Raw genomic sequence first — 14,573 nt, forward strand, 5'->3', positions numbered from 1 at the left:
AAATTATAGTGGCGCCACGTCAATATATAATAACGTTCGTGGAGCAGAACCATGCTGAAAACAGAAATGATCGATAAACTGAATGAGCAAATGAATCTTGAATTATATTCATCCCTGCTCTACCAACAGATGAGTGCGTGGTGCAGCTATCACAGCTTCGAAGGTGCGGCCGCGTTTCTGCGTCGTCACGCCCAGGAAGAAATGACGCATATGCAGCGTCTGTTCGATTACCTGACGGATACCGGCAGCCTGCCGCGTATTAATACTGTTTCTTCACCGTTTGCAGAATATGCCTCGCTGGATGAACTGTTCCGTGTAACCTATGAGCACGAACAATTGATCACCCAGAAAATTAATGAACTGGCGCATGCGGCAATGACCCACCAGGATTATCCGACCTTTAATTTCCTGCAATGGTATGTTGCTGAGCAGCATGAAGAAGAGAAATTATTTAAATCTGTCATCGATAAGTTATCGCTGGCCGGTAAAAGTGGCGAAGGTCTTTATTTCATCGATAAAGAACTGGCAACCCTTGATACACAGAATTAATGTTGTTGGGTAACGGTGGCAGTTTGCCACCGTTATTCGAGAATCTTAGTGGCGGCAGATCTTGCTTTCATGCGTAGAGAAGCCGTCTTCTTTGGCAATAAACTTCCCCTTCGCCGCTAAAAATGCGACCAACTCGCCCGCCGTCATGCCTTCTGCTGAACAGGTGTGAAAACGTGCCTGCTCACCAAACCGCGCGGTAATCGCCGCCTCAAGGCTGGCATGTGAATACTGCTCACCAGATTCAATCATCATGTTGAGCACTTCGTGACCGTGAATAGATTCCATACTACCTCCTCAATAAAGCCCGTAGCCTAATGTGAACCGCACAACGCTGCTTTGCGCTAACGCAGGTTTATGCGGGCAGAGAGCAGATAAATATCATTTTTAATACATCTTAAGCCTCAGTATCTGTAAATATTAATATACAGCACTTGTAACGGTGATTTGACGAAAATAGCGTTATGCCTTAACCTGCGCCGCAGATATAACCGTTGATTATCTCTGGGACAGAGGAAAGCGTGAAAAACAGAACCCTGGGTAGTATTTTTATCGTGGCGGGAACCACGATTGGTGCCGGTATGTTGGCAATGCCGCTGGCGGCGGCAGGCGTGGGGTTTAGCGTCACGCTGGTATTGTTGGTTGGGCTATGGGCCCTGATGTGCTACACCGCGCTGTTGCTGCTTGAAGTGTACCAGCATGTACCGGCAGACACCGGGCTTGGCACACTGGCAAAACGCTATCTTGGTCGATACGGGCAGTGGGTAACGGGCTTTAGCATGATGTTCTTGATGTATGCCCTGACCGCCGCCTACATCAGTGGTGCAGGCGAGCTATTGGCCTCCAGCATCAGTGACTGGACCGGAACCAGCATCTCGCCCACCACAGGCGTATTGCTGTTCACCTTTGTTGCCGGTGGCGTGGTGTGCGTCGGGACCTCACTGGTTGATTTGTTCAATCGTCTATTGTTTAGCGCCAAAATCATTTTCCTGGTGGCAATGCTCGCGCTATTGATGCCGCATATTCATAAGGTGAACCTGCTTACCCTGCCGCTTCAACAAGGCCTGGCACTCTCCGCGATCCCGGTTATTTTTACCTCATTTGGTTTTCACGGTAGCGTACCCAGCATCGTCAGCTACATGAACGGCAACATCCGTAAACTGCGCTGGGTGTTTATCAGCGGTAGCGCCATCCCGTTAGTGGCCTATATTTTCTGGCAACTGGCCACGCTCGGTAGCATTAACTCGTCAACGTTTATGGGACTTTTAGCCAATCACGCTGGCTTAAACGGTTTGTTACAGGCATTACGTGAAGTCGTGGCTTCACCGCACGTCGAACTGGCCGTGCATCTGTTTGCCGACCTCGCACTGGCCACCTCTTTCCTCGGTGTGGCACTGGGGTTATTTGATTACCTGGCAGATCTCTTTCAGCGCCGTAATACTGTGGCCGGCAGAATGCAAACTGGTGTCGTGACGTTCCTGCCACCGCTGGCATTTGCTCTTTTCTATCCGCGAGGTTTTGTCATGGCGCTGGGATATGCAGGCGTTGCCCTGGCCGTTTTGGCTCTGTTGATCCCTTCCATGCTGGCCTGGCGGAGCAGAAAACACAACCCGCAGGCAAACTACCGCGTAATGGGTGGCACGCCGGCGCTGGCGCTGGTCTTTATTTGCGGCATCGTGGTGATAGCAGTGCAATTTTCTATAGCCGCAGGGCTGCTGCCTGAAGTGGGTTAACGAAGATTTTGCCTGATGGCGCTACGCTTATCAGGCCTACTATTGGCTCTGTAAAGTAAAAGGGGCTTACGCCCCTCTCTTTTAATGCAGACAGCACTGTTTATATTTTTTACCACTGCCGCACGGGCATGGGTCGTTGCGCCCCACTTTGGCATCAACTTTTACCGGGACGTTAACCGGTGTTTCCTGCGGATGTGCCATCCAGTAAGCATGTAGATCCAGAGCCGCCAGACGAATGGCATCCACGCTCTCTTCAAATGCCTCTGGTGTCAGTTTCTCCACCACTTCGAAGTTTTCTTCTGTCCCGTGTAACGCAATCGCATCGAGAGCGGGTTTCAGTGAATCAGGTAGCGTTGACCAATCCGACAACGCGACGCCTCGCATATAGCCAAAGCACCACTCTTCTACGATAGTCAGCTCATGTTCTTCAATTTCACGCAGGCCAAACAGCGGTTCAAACTGCTCCGGGAACTCATCCAGACGATCGGCCGTATCCGCCATATGCTGGAACGCCAGATTCATGAAACGCGCCATTTCTTTTTCGGAGGACCAGCGCGGAACATACTGCGCACCGCCCCAGATAGCGACCAGCCACTGCTCCGGCTCGATCTCATACGGTGAACTGAGCACCGCCGTCAGTAAGCCATCCAGCTCTGACACATCCAGAATAGACTTGTCCGTATTGTACTTAGTCAGCACATCATCCAGCCATTCCAGTTCGCTCTCGTTTAGTGGTCCCGTTTTCATAACGCTTTTCCTTAGTAAAAATTCTTGCCTGTGATTATCTTACATGGCTGGTGGGATAACAGATCCAAATGGGCATGAGCGGCTTACAGGTACCGCCAATTCAGGTTAACAGGAAACGAGGGGAATTCCGGTAGTTAACGCACAAAAGGGAGCATCAGCCGCCGGGCATCATACGCGGAAAACAGAGCAAAACCACCCGAAGGTGGTTTATTGTGGCTCAATACGGTTCAACGTTGCGGTATACCCCGTTTTCGCCACCGCGTTAAGGAGCGTATCGGTAGAAAATCCCTCCGGGACGATAGCCTCTGCCTGCCGGGTTTTGAGCGAAGATTTGGCTTTAATCACCCCATCCGTTTCACGTAGCGCCTGATTAACCGAAATGACACATAGCGAGCAGGTCATATTTTGTATATCCAGCACCACTTTCTGATTGGCAGCCTGAGTCCACAATGGCAACAGTAGACATGCAATTAACGTAACAATCTTCACTCAAACACCTCATAAAACCAGGCCACGATCGTGGGGTAAAACAACACGGGCAGAATCAGCGCCAACGCACACCAGTAAAGAATGCGCGCTTGCTTCAGGGACAGCCATCCGGAACACCATAGTTTCTTAGAAAAGTAGAGTCGCCAGAAAACACGTAATAATAGCCCTAAGGACAGCAACATCAGGGGAATGCGCAGAAACTCAAGCTGAGTGAACACGGCAAAGCTCGCCGCCGAAATACCAAACAGCAGATATAGCAGCGGTCCCACGCAACATAAGCCAGCCGTGACGGCAGCCGCGGCGGCCGTCAGTAGGGTCAATCCCGCCCCTTTAGCGTTGTTCTGTTGCGACATAGCGGTAAGAGAACGCTTTCGGGTCATAGAAATTGATGGGGTCACCGTCGACTTCAGCATACGGATAACCAAAGTTGTTCATCGCGCCCTGCTCAGTAGCCGGGTACAGTTCAAAGTCACGACCATAGTTGAAGCCAACCCAGTTCATTTCCCAGTTGCCAAACAGATAGGTATTCACCGCCTGGACGTCCGCATCCTGATGTGTTTTTTTCTCTGCCAGACGCATTTTGGTCACATCGGCCGGATCACACGGTAGCCAGCCGTAGCCAGCCAGGTAGAACTCCGCGCGGCAGTGCTGCCCCCCGCTTACATCGGCAACACCTGCACTGTCGGCTTTGCCAAAAGCACTTTTTGAGTAACGCTCCAGCTTGTTTGCTTTCCCCAGACGAATCCCGAACAACTCACGTGCAGGAATGCCGCTGGCTCGGGCCAGGGCGACAAAAACAGAGCTCATGTCGGTGCATTTGCCCTTGAGCTTCCCGCTTTTCAAAATCTCCGCGACATCCCCGGTTCCGCAGCCGATAACGTCATTATCACGCTCCATATGACTGCTCACCCACTCGTAAATCAGGCGAGCTTTTTTCAGCGGGTCTTGTTCATTACCGGTAATTTTACGCGCTGTTTCCAGGACCAGCCCATCAATCGGGGTGTGCGTTGTTGGTAACAAATATGATTTTGCATCCAGCGGGTAAGTAATCTGTTCCGGTGCTTGCCAGTTTTTTAACGCGTCATGCTGCAGCGGTTCCCAATCGGCTGTCTCAATGTCGATATCAACCTTGATCAGCAGCTCTCCCTGCGAGTCAGGCCAACTGGCAAACAACGTTTTTGCGCCATAGACATTGTTGGTTGTGACATACGCCTGCTTATAATTGCCGCTAAAAGCAAGATTTATCATTTGCTGGAATGCGGTATCGACCGGCAAAGGGATCCACAACTTCACGACACCACTTGAACCCTTTGGTGGGTTGAGCTTATACGTTTGCGATAGCACAAAGCGCCGACGTGCCACCGGCATGATTGCAGGCTCAGCAGCCTGTACCGTCCGGCTAACAACCGAAGGGCCGACTAAACCGGCGGCGGAAAGGAGAACGCTATTTTTGAGAAATTGTCGACGTTGCATTGCTGTCTGTCCATATTGTGAAAATTAAGCGACGGCTGAATAGAAAAAAACCGTAGGCGATCATCACAGCAGACAGACGCTGACATAAAAAGGCGAGTCGATGGAGGTTATTCATCAATAACAGACCTGTTAACTGTGAATGAAATAAGAAACTATGTGGCCGCCATTAAGCCACTTACCGGCGAGAAAGTACAGTAATGACGACATGAAGATCCCTCATTCTTATTAAGGAAACACCGCCGAAAACCTGTCTATATTTAAACGCAGGCACTTCACATGTAGTCTCCCGCTTTCATGTTTCATACACTGAGAGGAAGTCAAAATGGCGATGAGAATACTGTCTATTGATGGCGGTGGCATCAGAGGCATCCTGCCAGGTATGCTATTAGTCGCACTGGAGAAGAAGTTACAAGATAGAGCAAAAAAACCGACAGCAAGAATCGCTGATTACTTCGATTTAGTCGCAGGCACCAGTACTGGCGCCATCCTCTGTTCTGCCTATGTGTGTCCCGACGCGACAGGAAACCCCAAATTTTCCGCTCAGGAAGCCGTCAACTTCTATCTTCAGGACGGCGATGAGATTTTTGACGTCGGCATTTGGAAAACCATCAGCTCATTAGGCGGTGTAAGTGATGAAAAATACTCGGCAACGGAACTGGAACGAGTATTAAAAACAGCCTTCGGTGATACAAAACTGAGTGAATTATTAAAACCAACCTGCTTTGTTGCTTATGATGTCAGCAGTCGTCTTCCGGTGATCTTCAAACAACACTCTGCCGTAGCCAAAAAACGGGATTTTCTGGTCCGAGATGTTTTACGTGGTACATCCGCAGCACCAACGTACTTCGAAGCAGCACGTATTTACTCACTTCCCCCATTACCGCAAAAGTATGTCCTGGTCGATGGTGGTGTCGTGGCAAACGATCCAGCACTGTGTGCTTATTCCGAGGCGATTAAGTTTTCAAACGTCGCTGGCATCAAAGACATGATCATTGTCTCTCTGGGTACCGGTAAAAAGCTGCAGGGTTATTCATATTCAGAGGTTAAAGACTGGGGACCCTTTGGCTGGGCGAAACCTGCTATCGATATCGCGCTCGAAGGTGGCCCGCAGATGACTGCCTACTATTTACAACAAATCGCCTCAACGGTAAAAAACGCGAAATATTACAGGCTTCAACCCGAATTATATGGTGCCGATCCAACGCTGGATAACGCATCGCGTGAGAATTTAGAACTGCTGCATAACGCAGGACTGCAAAATGCCGCGGCATTCGACAACACGTTAAATGAAATTGCCGCATTGTTAGTTAACAACGGCGGGATTTTTAATTTTCAGGGATAAAACTGCCTCTGAGAACAGAGGACTAAGAACCTATTCCAGCAGACGTCATTGGCGCAAACAGTTTGAGCACTGCCCGCGTCGAAATGGCAAGCAAAATAGCCCTAATGGGATAGGCTCTGAATCAAGATATATACACATGGGTGCCAAGTTTACAGGCTAATCCCTTCGCCCCCTCGCGCATTACCGTATCGTGGTTCCAACGAAATACCGGTGCCGCCAGTGGGGCAAGTATATTCATCCAGCGAATCGTGGTTCGTACATTCCAGTCGTACCTGACAACAGTTTCCCTACCGGTATCAATAAAAGACCATACCCCGCGCCCTTCAACCTCGCCGCTGGCAGCACCTTCAAGAAGAGAGTACTGCGAAATATTTAATACATTGATATCAAAGGTTAAACGATACGGAAGCACGCCCTTCCAGGTGTAACGATGCAACGCTCCGACCCCCTGTATATCGCCTTTCTTGATCTCAACAACACGCTCAAGGCTGCTCCACCATTCTGGCCACTGATCCGGGTGAGAGAAAACATCCCAGACATCCTGCAGTGAAGCCTCAACCCGCCAGAGTGTGGAAAACTGATAGTCAGCCATCGCCTTCTCTCTCCCCTATGGGGTGAAAAATCTGCGGCACCTGCCTGTGCTACGAACAGGCATAATCACCTGTGAGCTGTTTTTATTATAGTGTTTAATTACACCGGCCAGCCCCCCAGAATCACCGCCTCAGCTGCCAGAAAATGGTTGTTTAGCGCCCGGATAAGAGCGTCATCAAACGCTATACTTTAATAGCCATATTATTTGTGAGTATTTATCATGAAACTGTCACAGGTATTTTCATGCGCCGTCCTTGCACTACTGCTGTTGGCGTCTTCATCTGTTGCAGCCGGTACATTGCAAAGTCAGGCTCAAAGAGAGCAAGAGTTGAGTGCTGCGTTAGCTGCCGGCAATGGCGTTATCGTGATTGGCGGAGCAGATGATTTTGCGTTTACGTTCAGAGCCCGTAACCGGATCCACAGACCCTTTGCGATTCAGGATGGCATTAACGATCCCCTCATAATGAGCGGTTTTCAGAACCACAACGATAACCCCGCCCGTGATGGGTTCATGAACAACCCGGCCCGGGGAGGGTTTATGCTGAACACGCCTATACGCCGATAAACGAATGGGCTAAATCATGTTGGTGAATTGGACGTTTTAGCGGTTTTGCTTTACTGGAGGGGTATTGCGACACAAGCTACTTGCTGTCAGTAAATCTCAGGCACAAAAAAACCACCCGGAGGTGGTTTCACGACACTGCTTATTGCTTTGATTATTCTATTCTTTCCCATGGTACCCGGAGTGGGACTTGAACCCACACAGCGCGAACGCCGAGGGATTTTAAAAACTATTAGAGAGTCTTATAAAACATAAGCTTATGATAAATAAGACTCTCTTTGCTGGTAATCGCTGATAATCACAGGTAATGGTTTGATTTTTGCTGCCACTATTTAGAGGGCCAAATTAAGCTGATTCCTCCCATAGTGCGAAGCAGGGAAAGCATCGGATGGGATGAAATCAGCCGGTAACTTTTCGCGGGGCACGCGTTTGGTTACAAGCTTTTCAACGCTGTTGAGCGTAGTAAACGTAATACTGCATTCGAAATTCTGGCACTGGTGATAATGCCGGACTGTCATTTCACTAAGAGGGCGACTGGTGCGCGTACGGGCGACGGCACCACAAACAGGACACTTAAACATAATGGCCTCCCATGGCGGGAGTTGAACTCGCTCATATTATGGCCGCTATGATTCGGTTTCTGCAATCCATTCAGGTATTTTTGCTTCCAACTCCAGCCGCGTTTTAAACCCACTATCGTCAATAGTGTGGCTTGCCTTCGCAATTATCCAGTCCTGGCCGTCAATGACGTCTTTGAACTCCGTTACCGTTCCGTGCATCTCCGGATACAGATCCGCTCGCCCGTAAGCCAGGGTTAAAGAGAACTCAGCAGCTCCGCGCTGGAGTTGTTGCCATTTTGCAGCTGCTGCACGTTGTGCGGCCATCTCACTGCTGTACGTCGTACGGAGTACAAAAACGTTACCATCTTCACCGGCAATATAGTCCCCTTCCCGGCTGCTGCTACGCGGCTTTTTGTCTGCGGTTTTCTTCCGCTTTTTAACAGTAACCTTTTTCTTTTTCCCGAAATCCATATCAAGCCAGTACGCCTGCACGCCAGTGTATGCGTCGCGATCTGCAATCCGGAAAGAATGGCGATCTCCGCTGTTGCGCGTGATGGAAAATTCCGGCAACGCTCTGCCGTTTGCGCTGACACCGCCACCAGGCAGGATGAAGAGCAGGTAACCATTTTTCACAGTTGCAATAGCGCCCAGCATTTCCGCCATGCGCGTCAGAAACGACATATCGCTTTCCTGCGTCTGATCTGCATGATCGATTTCGGCGGACATCAGTTGCTCTGAGATGAGAGGTTTTAACTTGTATCGGTGAGCTATAGCAGAGACGATGCGCTCTACTGTAACGTCATGCCACGACACCTCCCGCTTAACGTTAAATTCATCGCGGAAATCTGCACTTCTGGCCGTGATCTCGATACGGTCCGGCGGCCCTGAGTGCGCAATTTCATCCACGATGAAAATCCCTTTGTGTACCAGTTTTTCTCCCTGCCAGCCTATCGCTACCGATAACTCAGCGCCACGTGGCGGTAACTCAATATCTCCCTGGCTGTCATCAACAGTGATAGTCAGTTCATCAGCATTAAAGCCCCTGTTATCTGTTAATTCTAACGAGATCAGTTTCTCATCCAGCATGATCAGCGCCTTGCCGCCAAGCGTTACGTTAAACGCTGGCACACGTGACAAGTCGCCAGGATAATTTTTGAATTTCTCAGCACCCGCATTCAGCAGGCTTTTTGCGCTCTCTATTGCGTCAGTTGTCAGTGCCATCGCTTTCTCCTCCCGCAAATATTTCCATGCGCGCGCGATAGGACAAACAGCCTTTTGTTGTCGCCTTTCTGCGACATCCATCTAAACGTGTCTGCCACCCGGAATTCAGCGAATATCACCATGAACTCACTAAACATGATGGCGGTAGAGTATGACCGACAACTTTTTCCACGGGGCGCGCACCAAAGAAAACACCGACCTCCAGACCGCGATCAATGACATTGATTCAACGGTCATTGGTCTGGTTGCGGTGGCCGATGATGCCGATCCCCTCACCTTTCCACTTGATACGCCAGTCCTGATCACTCGCGTGATTAGCGTGCTGGGTAAGGCGGGCAAAACAGGCTCACTGTATAAATCTCTCAAGGCTATTTCCGACCAGGTCAGCACGCGTGTAATTGTTGTTCGTGTCGCTGAAGCAAAGGAAGGAGAAAATGCCAAAACGCAATCCCAGCTCATTATCGGTGGCACACAGGCTGACGGAAGCTATACCGGGATGTTTGCCCTGCTGACCGCAGAACAGAAAACCGGTTATCGCCCTCGCATCCTCGGCATTCCGATGTACGACACGCAGGAAGTAACCGCACAGCTGCGCGTAATTGCGAAACAGCTGCGTGCATTCTCTTACAGCTACTGTGATGGCTGCGAGACTATTGCCGAAGCAAAAACCTACCGCGAGCAGTTCGCCGAGCGTGAAGGGATGATGATTTGGCCCAACTTCATCGCCTTCAACCCGCAGACCGGCGTTAATGAAGAATTCCCGGCTGTTGCCTATGCGCTTGGCCTGCGGGCACTGATTGATAATGAGCAGGGCTGGCACAAGTCACTTTCTAACGTTGCGGTGAAAAACGTCCTGGGTATCTCCAAAGACGTGTTCTGGGCGTTACAGGCGGAGGACTCCGACGCTAACGAGCTGAACGCTAACGAGATTACCACGCTGATCAAACGCGATGGCTTCCGGTTCTGGGGTAACCGTACCACCGACACCGAAGAATATATTTTCGAGGTGTTTACCCGGACGGCTCAAATTCTTGCGGACAGCATTGCGGAAGCACAATTCACCACCGTGGATAAACCGCTTACCCCGGCTAACGTCAAAGACGTTGTAAGCGGGATCAATGCCAAGCTTCAGGCGCTGGTCACTGCTGGCAAACTAATTGGTGCGGCATGTTGGTTTGATATTGTCGATAACCCGACCACCGGTATTCGCCAGGGTAAAGCGGTTGTTCGCTACAACTACAGCCCCGTACCACCGCTGGAAAACTTGACGCTGATCCAGACGTTTACCGATCAGTATTACGAACCAGCCTTTGCATCGCTGGGAGGTGCATAAATGGCTATTCCGAAGAAACTCCGCCTGTTCACGATGTTTGTCGATGGCGACAACTACATAGGGAAGATCCCCAGCGTCACGCTCCCGAAAATTACCCGTAAAACGGAAGATTACCAGGGTGGCGGGATGCTTGGCTCCGCTGCTGTTGACCTCGGCCTTGATTCAGGCGCGCTGGATGCATCAATGGTTGTTGGCGGCATGGTCGAAGAGCTGATCCTTAAATGGGGCGGGGATATTGACGAACTACGCACGCGCTTTGTCGGTGAGATCTACAGCGGTGGAACAAGTTCCCTGCTTGAGGTCGAGATGCGAGGACGTATTACCGAAGTTGACCAGGGCGAAGCCAAGCAGGGAGATGACACCAGCCATACTTATGCGCTCAAAAATACGTATTACAAGCTGTCCGTGGATGACAAGCCTTTGCTGGAAATCGACCTGCTGAACTTCATCTACAAGCGCAACGGTAAGAGTCTCTACCCGGATCGCATTGCGTCCGCCCTGGGCCTCGGCCAGTAATCTTTTTTAACCACTACTAATGGCGGCCGCCTGGCCGCCCGGAGAATGAATAATGTCAGTAACTCTCAGCCAACCCATTAAACGCGCCGACCAGGAAATTAAATCCGTCGCAATCACCGACACAATCAAGCAGGCTGGCTCACTGCGCGGCCTGCGTCTGGTTGATGTTCTTAACTTCGACTATGACGCCGTATCAACTCTGTTGACTCGCGTCACCGCGCCTCAGCTGACAACCACCGATATTTCCTCAATGGCGACCGGAGACTTTACGGCGCTGTGCGAAGAAATCACGCCTTTTTTGACGAAAGCGGCGCCGTCCGCACCGAGCGAGGCGGCGACGGCGAGCAAGTAAGAGAGGCAGTATTCAGCGATGTCGACGATCTGATCGCCGACATCGCTGTGATATTTCACTGGCCGCCCTCCGAAATGCACAGCATGGAGTTGCGCGAGCTGATGGCCTGGCGCGAACGGGCGGCCATCAGAAGCGGTAACTATGAGAAGGAGGATGACGACGATGGATCTTAGTATTCGCGTTGCGTTCAGTGCAATTGACAAGCTCACCCGCCCGGTCAACGCCGCCAGTAAAGCCATTGGCGGCCTTTCCGACTCCCTCAAAAAAACACAGTCCTCAATCAAAGACCTGGAAAAAAGCGCAGCGTCATTTGATAAGCTGCGCTCGCAAGCCAATGACACTGCGCAGAAGCTGAAGAGCACCCAGCGAGCCTTTGACGGCCTCAACCAGAAACAACGCGAAGGTGGTCAGCTTACTGAAGCCCAGACGGCGCGACTTGAGTCACTTCGTACCAAACTTTCCCGGCTGACTGAAACCTACGGCAGGCAAACGACGCAGCTGCGCACAGCCGCTCAGGCAGTGCGCCAGCATGGCGTTAACCTCACCACCGGGAGCGGCGCCGTCCAAAGTGCCATCAGGCGTACAGAGCAATACAACCAGACACTTGAGCGCGAACGTCGCCAGCTGGCTGCTACCCAAAAAGCACAGGCCGGGTATGATCGAGCTAAAGAGAGTGCGGGCAAGCTTCGTGGGGCAGGCATGGGGATGATGCTGGGCACTGCTGCTGCGGGCTACGCTGGCGGATCATTCCTGGCGCCTGCGATTGGTTTCGATGAGGAAATGTCTCGCGTTCAGGCTTTAACCCGACTCAACAAAGACTCCTCCCAACTGGCAGATCTGCGCGCGCAGGCCAAAAAACTCGGTGCCGAAACCGCATTTACTTCGCGCGATGCAGCCAGCGGGCAGGCGTTTCTTGCAATGGCTGGCTTTACTCCGGCTGCTATTCAGGCTGCGTTGCCTGGCGTTCTGAATATGGCGCTCGCCGGTGGCATGGATCTTGGTGAAAGTGCCGACATCAGCTCCAACATTCTTTCGCAGTTCCGTCTCGATCCAAAGGAGATGGATCGGGTCAGTGATGTTTTGACCGCGGCATTTACCCGTACTAACACCGATTTAATGAATATCGGTGAGGCGATGAAGTATGCAGGAACCGGGATGGCCGGTCTTGGCGTTGATGTTGAGCGCACAACCGCCATGATCGGTGTAATGGCGAACGTTGGCCTGCGTGGCAGTATTGCAGGTACTGGCCTACAAACCACCTTTTCGCGTCTGGCTGCACCAACAGGAAAAGCTCAGGCAGCCCTGAAAGAATTGGGCGTTTCTGTTGCCGATGCCACCGGGAAAATGCGACCGGCCGAAGTAGTCTTATCTGATATTTATAAATCTATCAAAAAGTACGGTGACACAGACCAGCTGTCATTCTTCAAAGACATAGCAGGCGAGGAAGCAGCAAAGTCATTTCAGGCACTGGTTAGATCGGCTGGTAGCGGTGAGCTGCAAAAACTCCTGGCCGATTTGCGCGGCTCTCAGGGTGAAGCGCAGAAGGCAGCGAAGGTCATGGCTGACAACCTCAGCGGTGATCTGAAAAACCTAGACAGCGCATGGGAAGGTTTCCGCATTCAGGTCGAAGAGACCACCGATGGCCCTCTGCGCTCTCTTACTCAGGGGCTTAGCGATATGATCACCGCCGCCAGTACTTGGGTAAAAGAAAATCCCCGCCTGACACAAACAATCATTCTGGTTGTCGGTGGAGCACTTGCACTGGTGGCGGCAATTGGCGCTACATCACTAGCGATGGGTATTCTTATTGGCCCCCTCACCAAACTTCAGCTCGGTTTTTCATTGCTGACCGGTGGTCGCGGGCTGCTCGGCACCATTGCAGCTTTTCGCACTCTCGGCACTGTCTCGGGACCTGCCATGGCGAACGTCAGAGGCTGGTCAGTCGTACTGTCAGGAATCGCCCCTAAACTGGGAATAATTTCAGCTATTCTCCCTGCGGTTCGCTCTGGTCTGCTTACTGCCTTCCTGTCTCCAGGCACACTTTTGGGACCGCTGACTAAAAACATTGGTATGTTGCTATTGCGCCTCACTGGCTTGCCAGCAATCTGGGGCATGATCACCGGTGCGGTATCTATTCTTGGTGGGGCTTTATCTTTTTTACTCAGTCCAATAGGCCTGATTGGTTCCGCATTTGTCGCTGCGGGATTGCTAATCTGGCGATACTGGGAACCCATTAAGGCGTTTTTCCTCGGTATGTTTACCGGAGTTATGCAGGCGATTTCCCCTCTCAGGGATACCTTTGCCACCTTTTCCCCCATCTTTGACATGATCAGCAATGGGGTTAAATCCGTCTGGCAGTGGTTTACGAATCTCTTATCGCCAGTGCAGACCAGCAAGGAGACACTTGAAAAATGCACGAGTGCTGGCGAGATCTTCGGTAACGTACTCGGCGGTGCAATAAATCTCGCCCTGACCCCAGCCAAGATGCTTCTTGATACCCTTGGCTGGATACTTGAAAAACTTGGTGTATTACCCGATGAAGCAGAGAGGGCGCGCAAGAAAATTGAGGATGCGCAACGCTCCGCCCTCCTTCAGGATAAGGTGGCTTTCCTTGCCGGTGATATGGCTAAAGTCGCCCCCAAAAAAGCAGAGTCGCCAGTTACTACTGGCGCACCACCTGCGGCCTCGCCACTGTCAGGAAATACTGGTACGCAACGACGTCTGCAAAACATCGCAGACAATACAAAAGCAACCGCTGACAACACCAAGAAAGTCGGGCCGGGTGACATTATTTTCAAAAACCTGCCACGTGCCCTAGCTTTGCGTGGCGCATATCAAGAAGCGCGCGTTACACCGCAATCAGTACCGCGAGTGGCAACACCCGCAGCTGGCGGCGTTATTTCAGCGACAGCAGCCACACAGGCCCCGGTATCAGCTCCCGTTACCGCTCCAATCGGCGGCGGCCCAGTTTTTAACATTACCTTTAACGATGTTGGTAAGCGCACGGATCAGGAGCTGGAAAGAATGATGCGCAATGTTGTGCGTGATGCAATGGCCAGCACCGGCAGAATTAACCGTGGTTCTTTCCGCGACAGAGAATAGGTGACG

General features: G+C 51.3%; 17 protein-coding genes. 9 read left to right on the top strand and 8 right to left on the bottom strand.

All coding sequences use genetic code 11. From position 1 onward, the window contains the following. Positions 1–51 precede the first annotated feature (51 nt). Positions 52–549, top strand: a complete 498-nt coding sequence (ftnA, locus tag NNO02_RS03655; RefSeq protein WP_005127719.1) for a non-heme ferritin — start codon at positions 52–54, stop codon at positions 547–549. A 45-nt stretch (positions 550–594) separates the two neighbouring features. On the opposite strand, the gene NNO02_RS03660 is transcribed toward ftnA, so the two are convergent. Continuing rightward, entirely contained in the window at positions 595–834 is a 240-nt protein-coding gene (locus tag NNO02_RS03660; RefSeq protein ID WP_005127720.1) for a YecH family metal-binding protein, read from the bottom strand. 233 nt (positions 835–1,067) lie between these two features. Between NNO02_RS03660 and tyrP the strand changes: the two genes are divergently transcribed. Beyond that, positions 1,068–2,279 (top strand): tyrosine transporter TyrP, encoded by a 1,212-nt coding sequence (tyrP, locus tag NNO02_RS03665; RefSeq protein ID WP_202038372.1) that lies wholly within the window; start codon positions 1,068–1,070, stop codon positions 2,277–2,279. Between the two features lie 81 nt (positions 2,280–2,360). On the opposite strand, the gene NNO02_RS03670 is transcribed toward tyrP, so the two are convergent. From NNO02_RS03670 to NNO02_RS03685, 4 genes are all read right to left on the bottom strand, one after another. After that, a complete protein-coding gene (locus tag NNO02_RS03670; RefSeq protein ID WP_271450233.1) occupies positions 2,361–3,026 on the bottom strand; it encodes a YecA/YgfB family protein in 666 nt (221 codons plus the stop codon). Between the two features lie 207 nt (positions 3,027–3,233). Continuing rightward, on the bottom strand, positions 3,234–3,515 hold the full coding sequence (locus NNO02_RS03675) for a heavy-metal-associated domain-containing protein (protein WP_271450232.1): 282 nt from the start codon (positions 3,513–3,515) through the stop codon (positions 3,234–3,236). Then, complete coding sequence (locus NNO02_RS03680) at positions 3,512–3,868, bottom strand: mercuric transporter MerT family protein (protein ID WP_333908922.1); 357 nt, start codon at positions 3,866–3,868, stop codon at positions 3,512–3,514. Before NNO02_RS03680 ends, NNO02_RS03675 begins: the two co-directional genes overlap by 4 nt. Further along, the gene (locus tag NNO02_RS03685; protein WP_271454225.1) at positions 3,846–4,988 is read right to left on the bottom strand and encodes a transglutaminase-like domain-containing protein; all 1,143 of its coding nucleotides are present in this window, start codon (positions 4,986–4,988) and stop codon (positions 3,846–3,848) included. Before NNO02_RS03685 ends, NNO02_RS03680 begins: the two co-directional genes overlap by 23 nt. 322 nt (positions 4,989–5,310) lie before the next feature. On the opposite strand from NNO02_RS03685, the gene NNO02_RS03690 reads away from it, so the two are divergent. After that, entirely contained in the window at positions 5,311–6,330 is a 1,020-nt protein-coding gene (locus NNO02_RS03690; RefSeq protein WP_271454226.1) for a patatin-like phospholipase family protein, read from the top strand. A 121-nt stretch (positions 6,331–6,451) separates the two neighbouring features. On the opposite strand, the gene NNO02_RS03695 is transcribed toward NNO02_RS03690, so the two are convergent. Further along, the gene (locus NNO02_RS03695; RefSeq protein ID WP_271454227.1) at positions 6,452–6,922 is read right to left on the bottom strand and encodes an SRPBCC family protein; all 471 of its coding nucleotides are present in this window, start codon (positions 6,920–6,922) and stop codon (positions 6,452–6,454) included. A 219-nt stretch (positions 6,923–7,141) separates the two neighbouring features. On the opposite strand from NNO02_RS03695, the gene NNO02_RS03700 reads away from it, so the two are divergent. Next, the gene (locus NNO02_RS03700; RefSeq protein WP_271454228.1) at positions 7,142–7,486 is read left to right on the top strand and encodes a hypothetical protein; all 345 of its coding nucleotides are present in this window, start codon (positions 7,142–7,144) and stop codon (positions 7,484–7,486) included. 329 nt (positions 7,487–7,815) lie between these two features. Here the strand turns inward: NNO02_RS03700 and NNO02_RS03705 are convergent, their stop codons facing one another. Together NNO02_RS03705 and NNO02_RS03710 are read right to left on the bottom strand one after the other, a co-directional pair. Next, on the bottom strand, positions 7,816–8,064 hold the full coding sequence (locus tag NNO02_RS03705; RefSeq protein ID WP_271454229.1) for an ogr/Delta-like zinc finger family protein: 249 nt from the start codon (positions 8,062–8,064) through the stop codon (positions 7,816–7,818). Between the two features lie 45 nt (positions 8,065–8,109). Then, entirely contained in the window at positions 8,110–9,264 is a 1,155-nt protein-coding gene (locus NNO02_RS03710) for a phage late control D family protein (RefSeq protein WP_271454230.1), read from the bottom strand. A 151-nt stretch (positions 9,265–9,415) separates the two neighbouring features. Between NNO02_RS03710 and NNO02_RS03715 the strand changes: the two genes are divergently transcribed. The 5 genes from NNO02_RS03715 to NNO02_RS03735 are packed head-to-tail and all read left to right on the top strand — an operon-like array spanning position 9,416 to position 14,567. Then, a complete protein-coding gene (locus NNO02_RS03715) occupies positions 9,416–10,597 on the top strand; it encodes a phage tail sheath subtilisin-like domain-containing protein (RefSeq protein WP_008500387.1) in 1,182 nt (393 codons plus the stop codon). Then, on the top strand, positions 10,598–11,113 hold the full coding sequence (locus NNO02_RS03720; RefSeq protein ID WP_010835090.1) for a phage major tail tube protein: 516 nt from the start codon (positions 10,598–10,600) through the stop codon (positions 11,111–11,113). It begins immediately after the preceding gene. Positions 11,114–11,165: 52 nt separating this feature from the next. Beyond that, complete coding sequence (locus tag NNO02_RS03725) at positions 11,166–11,465, top strand: phage tail assembly protein (RefSeq protein ID WP_200022222.1); 300 nt, start codon at positions 11,166–11,168, stop codon at positions 11,463–11,465. Further along, positions 11,390–11,638 carry a GpE family phage tail protein gene (locus tag NNO02_RS03730; protein ID WP_149022286.1) on the top strand — a complete coding sequence of 83 codons (249 nt, stop codon included), beginning with the start codon at positions 11,390–11,392 and terminating at the stop codon, positions 11,636–11,638. Before NNO02_RS03725 ends, NNO02_RS03730 begins: the two co-directional genes overlap by 76 nt. After that, the gene (locus tag NNO02_RS03735) at positions 11,628–14,567 is read left to right on the top strand and encodes a phage tail tape measure protein (protein WP_271454231.1); all 2,940 of its coding nucleotides are present in this window, start codon (positions 11,628–11,630) and stop codon (positions 14,565–14,567) included. Before NNO02_RS03730 ends, NNO02_RS03735 begins: the two co-directional genes overlap by 11 nt. The last annotated feature ends 6 nt before the right edge of the window (positions 14,568–14,573 follow it).

The organism is Citrobacter sp. Awk 2, from assembly GCF_028069815.1.
Taxonomy (GTDB): Bacteria; Pseudomonadota; Gammaproteobacteria; order Enterobacterales; family Enterobacteriaceae; genus Citrobacter.

Coding starts and splice junctions, on each gene's coding strand:
- ftnA (WP_005127719.1), top strand. CDS start 52: ATGCTGAAAACAGAAATGATCGATAAACTGAATGAGCAAATGAATCTT.
- NNO02_RS03680 (WP_333908922.1), bottom strand. CDS start 3,868: ATGTCGCAACAGAACAACGCTAAAGGGGCGGGATTGACCCTACTGACG.
- NNO02_RS03670 (WP_271450233.1), bottom strand. CDS start 3,026: ATGAAAACGGGACCACTAAACGAGAGCGAACTGGAATGGCTGGATGAT.
- NNO02_RS03660 (WP_005127720.1), bottom strand. CDS start 834: ATGGAATCTATTCACGGTCACGAAGTGCTCAACATGATGATTGAATCT.
- NNO02_RS03700 (WP_271454228.1), top strand. CDS start 7,142: ATGAAACTGTCACAGGTATTTTCATGCGCCGTCCTTGCACTACTGCTG.
- NNO02_RS03720 (WP_010835090.1), top strand. CDS start 10,598: ATGGCTATTCCGAAGAAACTCCGCCTGTTCACGATGTTTGTCGATGGC.
- NNO02_RS03705 (WP_271454229.1), bottom strand. CDS start 8,064: ATGTTTAAGTGTCCTGTTTGTGGTGCCGTCGCCCGTACGCGCACCAGT.
- NNO02_RS03715 (WP_008500387.1), top strand. CDS start 9,416: ATGACCGACAACTTTTTCCACGGGGCGCGCACCAAAGAAAACACCGAC.
- NNO02_RS03735 (WP_271454231.1), top strand. CDS start 11,628: ATGGATCTTAGTATTCGCGTTGCGTTCAGTGCAATTGACAAGCTCACC.
- NNO02_RS03710 (WP_271454230.1), bottom strand. CDS start 9,264: ATGGCACTGACAACTGACGCAATAGAGAGCGCAAAAAGCCTGCTGAAT.
- NNO02_RS03725 (WP_200022222.1), top strand. CDS start 11,166: ATGTCAGTAACTCTCAGCCAACCCATTAAACGCGCCGACCAGGAAATT.
- NNO02_RS03690 (WP_271454226.1), top strand. CDS start 5,311: ATGGCGATGAGAATACTGTCTATTGATGGCGGTGGCATCAGAGGCATC.
- NNO02_RS03685 (WP_271454225.1), bottom strand. CDS start 4,988: ATGCAACGTCGACAATTTCTCAAAAATAGCGTTCTCCTTTCCGCCGCC.
- NNO02_RS03695 (WP_271454227.1), bottom strand. CDS start 6,922: ATGGCTGACTATCAGTTTTCCACACTCTGGCGGGTTGAGGCTTCACTG.